Consider the following 6015-nt stretch of genomic DNA (forward strand, 5'->3'; position numbering starts at 1 on the left):
GGGGCGGGCGCCGGGGGCGCGCCCCCGGGCGGGCGCGCGCGGCGGCCCGGGGCGGGGCGGGGGTGCCGAGCGGCGCCGCCCCGGCGGCCGGGCCCGGGTTCTCCCCGGGCGCCGCCGGCGCGACGGGCGGGAACCCGGACGCCCCGGAGCCGGAAGCGGACGCCGACCCGGAAACGGACCCGGAAGCCGACCCGGCCCCGGTCACGGACCCGGAAGCGGACCGGGACCTCAGCATGCGCCCGAGCCGCCGCCCGCCGCCCGCCGCGGCGCCCGGCACCGCCCGCGGGCCCAGCCGGGACACCTCGGACCCGGCCCCGTCGGTGAACAGCCGGGTGTCCGGAACCCTGATCTCCGGCCCGAAGAGCGTCGACAGCTGCGGCCGAGGCCGGCCCGTCTGCAGTGCGACGACCTCCCTCAGCACGCCCGTCAGCTGGTCCGCCATCTCCTGGGCGGACGAGAAGCGCCGGTCCGGATCCGGGTCGGTCGCCCGGACCAGCAGCCGGTAGAAGGACTCGTACCGCCCGAACACCTCGATGTGCTCCGGATCCGGCAGCGAGTCCACGAACACGTTCGTGTAGCCCTGGAAATCGAAGGTCAGGACCGCCAGCGTGCGGGCCACCGTGTACAGGTCGGAGGCGACCGAGGGACCCAGCTCGGCCACCTCCGGCGCCTGGTAGCCCACGGTGCCGTAGATGGCCGACTCGTCGTCGTCCATCCGGCGCACCGCGCCCATGTCGATCAGCTTCAGCTGGTCCTGCTGCTGGATCGCGTTGTCGACCTTGAAGTCGCAGTACAGCAGGTTCCTGCTGTGCAGGTGCCCGAGCGCCTCCAGCGCCTCGATCCCGTACGCGCAGGCCTGCTCGACCGGCAGCGGATCGCGCCGGCCGTCCGGCCGCCGCCGCTCGTTCGCTATCTCCTTCAGCGACTTGCCGCCCACGTACTCCATGACGATGTACCCGTCCAGCGAACCCGTCCGCTGGTCCAGGTGCTCCACGAAGTTGTAGATCCGCACGATGTTCGAGTGCTCGATCTCAGCGAGGAAGCGCCGCTCCGAGATCGCCGCGGCCATCGCGTCCTGGTCCCCGGTGTCCAGCAGGCCCTTGAGGACCACCCACCGGTCCGACACGGCGCGGTCCACCGCCAGGTACACCCAGCCGAGGCCGCCGTGCGCCAGGCAGCCCGCCACCTCGTACTGGCCGTGGACGACCTCCCCGGCGCGCAGCTTGGGCACGAAGGAGTACGGGTGACCGCACTTGGTGCAGAAGCCCTCGGTCCGGCCCGGCCGGTCACCGCGGGACCGGCCCACCGGAGCCCCGCAGTCCGAACGCGAGCAGAACCGCTTGCGCTCGGGCACCTCCGGGTTCTCCAGCACCGCCGCCGCAGGGTCCGGACGCGGCACCTCCGGGATGTTGACCAGCCCGGCGCCCAGCCGGCTGCGCCCCGAGGGCCCGGCCGCCGAACCCGAACTGCGCACCGACACCGAACGCGTGGACGAGGCCCCCGGCAGCGAGCGGGACAGCCGGCCCGACACCGAGCGCCGCGAGGACGACGAACGCGAGGACCTCGAGGAGCGTGCCGACCCCGACCGGCCCGACCGGCCCGACCGGTCCGAGCCGTGCGAACCCCGCGAGCCGTGCGAATCCCCGCCGCGGGCCGCGCTCGTCATGCCCGTCGGCGGCGAGACCAGCTCCTCCGCACCCGCGGCGACGGCCCCGACCGGCGCCAGACCGCAGGTGTCGCAGTACAGCTCCCCGCCGCCCATGTCCTCGTACGACCCCGGGCAGCCGGGGCGAACGCACGCGGTTCCGACCGGACTCATGCGTCCTCCTTCCCCGGCCCCTCGGGCCGGTACTGCGGCTGCGGCGGTGCCAGTGACTCTGCCGCGGCCTGCTGGTAGCGCAGCACGGCCTGCTCGGCGGCCCGCAGGTCGCAGGGCGCGCTCCACAGCATCCGCCGGGCCGTGTCGTACCGCTCGATCAGGAGCGGATCCTCCGCCATGCCGTGCCGGGCCACCTTCGCCTTGTACGCGTCCAGCCGCCCGCGCAGTTCCGCCCGTACCGCCAGGGGCGCCGTCACCGCGGTCAACGATTCGCGGGCCCGGCGCAGTTCCTCCTCGGCCCGCTCCTCCAGCGAGTCCAGCAGCGGCGACAGCCGGTGCCACCGGGCCTGGCGCCGGTACGTACTCGGCCGCGGCCGCCAGCTGCTCCTGGAGCGCCGTCGGCGGCCCGCTCACCACCGGCACCTCCGAGGCCGCGATCTTCGCCAGCACCTCGCCGCGCGCGGTCCGGGCCTCCGCCAGCGTCCGGTCGGCCCGCGAGAGCACGTCCCGCAGGGCGATCAGCCGCTGCTCGGCGTCCTGCCGCACCGCCAGGACCGCCTCGATCTCGCGCCGTACGTCCTCCAGCGCGACCGCGGCCCGGTCGTAGCGGGCGGTGTCCGGACGGCCGCCACCGGGCGCCGAACTCCCCGAGACCGGTTGCCAGAACGCCAGCGGGTCCGCGATCACCTGCTCCCGCAGCTCCGTCAGCTCGGCGGTGATGGCCTCCAGGTCGTCGCCCGAGGGGTGCTCACCCGGGCGCACCCCCACCGAGTGGGCCAGCGAACGCGTGCGGTGCAGCTCGGCGGCGAGCAGGTCGATGCGGGCGGGCAGCGCCGACCACACCGAGTCGGCCGCCACCACCACGTCCAGCGAACCCGCGTACAGCTCGTTCATCCGGGCCACCAGCTCGGCCAGCGAGAGCCGCTCCGCCAGCGCGGCGCCCTCCGTCGCGGCCCCCGCGATCAGCACCCCGGGCCCGCGCAGCCGCTCGGTCAGCTCGACCAGCTCGTCGCGGCCGGGCCAGCGGCGCCGCTCGCGGATCTCCCGGGCAGCGCCCAGCGCCCCGCTGTAGGCGTCGAAGTACGTCCACAGGCGGGTGATGGCGGCGTCGGCCGCCGCCCACCGCTCCTTGGTGACGCCGGTCAGCCCGGCCCCTTCCAGCAGCCGGCGCCCGGCATGGTCCTGGAGGGCGAGCAGCGAGGTCTCGACGGCCTCGTGCTCCGCGCCGAGCCGGGCCAGGGCACGGTCGACGTCGTCCCGGTCCATCACTGCCGACTGCGCCTCCACAGACCCCGCCTCCGCTTTCCTGACATCGGGCTCCGACTCTCCCCCGCGCGCGGGAGGTACCCCCACCACCGGCCTCAGCCGTCCCGGTACTTCGGCGCGGGCGGTCCGGCCACCCCGGGCAGAACGGGCTTGAGGTGCGTGACGTACGCCTGCATCCAGGGGCTGTTGTCACCGCCGGCGCGGTAGTTCTCCAGCACCTTGTTCACCCGGCGCACCAGGTCGGAGGCGTCCTTCTTCATGGCCACCCCGTAGAACTCCTTCGTGAACGGGGAGCCGACGAGGCGCACCGACGGGTCCTGCGCGGCCTGGCCGGCCGCGAGCGCGTTGTCCGTGATGATGCCGTCCACCTCGCCCAGCTGGAGCCGGACCAGGCAGTCGAGCTGGTTGGGCACGCTGACCGGGACCGAGCCGTACGGCTGGGCCTTGAGCGCGGCCTCGGCCGTGGAGCCGGCGGCGGTGCAGATCCGGCGGCCCTTCAGTGAGGCGTCGTACCCGGTGATCGGCGAGCCCTTGGGCGCCAGGACCTGCTGGCCGGCCTCGAAGTACGCCGTCGAGAACGCGACGTCCTCCAGGCGCTTGCAGTTGATCGTCATGGTGCGCACGACGACGTCGACCCGCCCGTCCTGGAGGGCGGGGACGCGCTGGCTGGTGGGGATGGCCCGGTAGATGACCGCGTTCTCATCGCCCAGGATGTCCTTGGCGATGGCCTTGACCAGGGCGATGTCGAACCCGTCGAGGCGGCCGTCGACCGGGTTGCGGTAGCCCCACTTGAAGCTGTTCTGGTCCACGCCCGCGACGAGCTTGCCCGCCTTGCGGATCCGCTCGATCGTCGGCCCGTCCCCGGCGGACGGGCTCAGGCTGGCCTCCGGGTCCTGACAGGTGTCGGTGAGCGTCCAGGGCGCCGGGGCGGCCGCCATCGACGCCGGTTCGCGGACCACGGCCGGGTGGCTCCCGGCCTCCGGGGCCGCCTGGGCCAGCGGCAGCAGGACGGCCGCGGCCGTCACCGCGCAGGCGGCGGCCATCGCGGTGACCCCGCCCCAGCCGCGCAGCCGGGCCGCCGCACGCCGCATCCCGGTGGCGCCGTCACGGCCCTCGTCGGGGGACTTCACGCGTATCCGCATCGCTGTCACCTGTACTCCGAAAGCCGGCGCCCGATGCCGAGCAGTGCCGCAGCGGCGCCGACGGCCGCCAGGGCCGCCGAACCCGTCACCAAACCGCCCAGCGCGCCGAGCCCGCCCCGGGCCGCCCGGGTGAACTCCTTCTGCTCATGGGCCACAGCCTGCTCCAGGGACGCGTCCACCGTGTCGAACGAGGCCCCGCTGCTGTCCTTGTGGTCCTTGTCCCCGATGACCTGGGGCAGGGCGTCCTGGTAGTCGCCGCGCAAATCGGTCTCCCGGGCCTCCGCGTGCCGCTGCTTCCACTGCTTGACCCCGTCCGCGGCGCGCGCGACCGGCTCCCGCCCGCTGCTGTCGTCGGCGAGCCTGAGCGCCGTCGCCAGCCCCGCGTCCAGCTCCTTCATCTCGTTCGTGAAGTCCACGTCGTACTTGTCGGACTTGTTGTCCGCGGCCAGTACGGCGCCCCGCGCGATGAGGGTCAGGTTCTCGCTGGCGCGCGCCTGGAGCGAGGCGATCCGCGCGTCGTTGAGCACCTTCAGCGACTCCTGCCCGTCCGATCTGGCCTCGGCCAGCCCCGACCGGGCCACCGTGTGCCCCACGGCAAGCCACATCAGCACCACCAGCGAGGCGGCCGTCGCCGCCACGAGACCGTGGTTGAAGACCCGGTTCGTCCGGTGGTAGTTGCGGCGCTGCGCCCACGCCAGCGCCGCGAGCGCGAGCAGGCCCGCACCCAGCGAGGCCAGCGGCAGCGAGCGGGCGTCGTCGTAGTCCGTGTAGAGCCGGTCCGTCTCCGCCTCGTACAGACGCTGCGCGGCCGGCAGCAGCTGGGTGCTCATCTGCTCGTTGGCGTACCGCAGGTAGGCGCCGCCCAGCGGCAGGCCCTGCTTGTTCGTGGCCCGCGCCTGTTCGATCAGACCCGTGTAGCGCGGCAGCTGCTCGCTCAGCAGCGCGATCTGCCGGCGCGAGTCCTCGTTCGCCCCGGTGTTCGCGGCAGCGCTCACCAGCAGCTTCGAGGCGTTGGAAATGTCCTTCTCGTACCGCTGGCGCACCTCGCGCGGCTCGTCGCCGCCGGCCAGGAACCCGCTGGAGGAGGCCGTGTCGGCATCCGCGAGCGAGCGGTAGATGCTCGCCGCGTCCGCGCTCAGCGGCTGGCTGCGGCCCACCACGTCGTCCGCGGCGCCGACCCGGTCGGAGATCTCCCACACGGTCACCGCGCCGAACAGCAGCACCAGCGCGGCCAGGACCGCACCGATGATCCGCAGCCGGCCGGGTTCGGTCGTCGCCGCGGCGCGCAGCCGCTCCACGCCCTCGGCCCAGGCCGTACCGCGCCGGGGAGGCCCGTCCGGCGGACCGGCGGGCGGCACGGCGACGGCGCCCCCGGGCGCGGGCGCGCGTGATGTGATGGCCACCTGACCTCCCCCTCGGTCCTCTGCTCCGCAGCAGTATGGCCGTAGTGACGGTCAACCACAGCACCCGGTCGCGGATCCCGGTGATCCACCCCCTCTGTGCGCCGACCCCACCCCTTCACCGTGAATACGTCTCCACGGCCGCCACGGTTCCAGACCCGGGGCCCGCGGGGGCGGGTTCACCCGAAATGGGCACGGAGTTTTTCCTGCGCCCCGGGCAGCGCCCCGAGCGCGTCCAGCCCCAGGAGCCCCGCCCCCAGCACCGGCGGGGCCGCGACCACCGACGGGCGGGCTCGGGGGGGCGCGCCCCCCCCCCCCCCCCCCCGCCCCCCGCCCCGCGGGGGGTGAGAGGGCGGGAGACCACCCCCCCCCCGCGCGGAGCGCGCCC

General features: G+C 74.7%; 3 protein-coding genes and 1 pseudogene. All 4 read right to left on the minus strand.

The window, feature by feature from the left end; genetic code table 11:
- Positions 1 to 1819, minus strand: a 1819-nt coding sequence (locus tag ACFXA3_RS32620) for a serine/threonine protein kinase (protein WP_385192753.1), incomplete at its 3' end; no start/stop codon positions are given.
- Positions 1816 to 3085, minus strand: a pseudogene (locus tag ACFXA3_RS32625) (hypothetical protein). The gene ACFXA3_RS32620 and the pseudogene ACFXA3_RS32625, both read right to left, overlap by 4 nt.
- Before the next feature lie 95 nt (positions 3086 to 3180).
- Positions 3181 to 4227 (minus strand): glutamate ABC transporter substrate-binding protein, encoded by a 1047-nt coding sequence (locus ACFXA3_RS32630; protein WP_385192756.1) that lies wholly within the window; start codon positions 4225 to 4227, stop codon positions 3181 to 3183.
- Between the two features lie 5 nt (positions 4228 to 4232).
- The gene (locus ACFXA3_RS32635; protein WP_385192758.1) at positions 4233 to 5585 is read right to left on the minus strand and encodes a hypothetical protein; all 1353 of its coding nucleotides are present in this window, start codon (positions 5583 to 5585) and stop codon (positions 4233 to 4235) included.
- Between the last annotated feature and the right edge of the window lie 430 nt (positions 5586 to 6015).

Origin of the sequence: Streptomyces sp. NPDC059456 (assembly GCF_042750055.1) — a bacterium.
Taxonomy (GTDB): Bacteria; Actinomycetota; Actinomycetes; order Streptomycetales; family Streptomycetaceae; genus Streptomyces.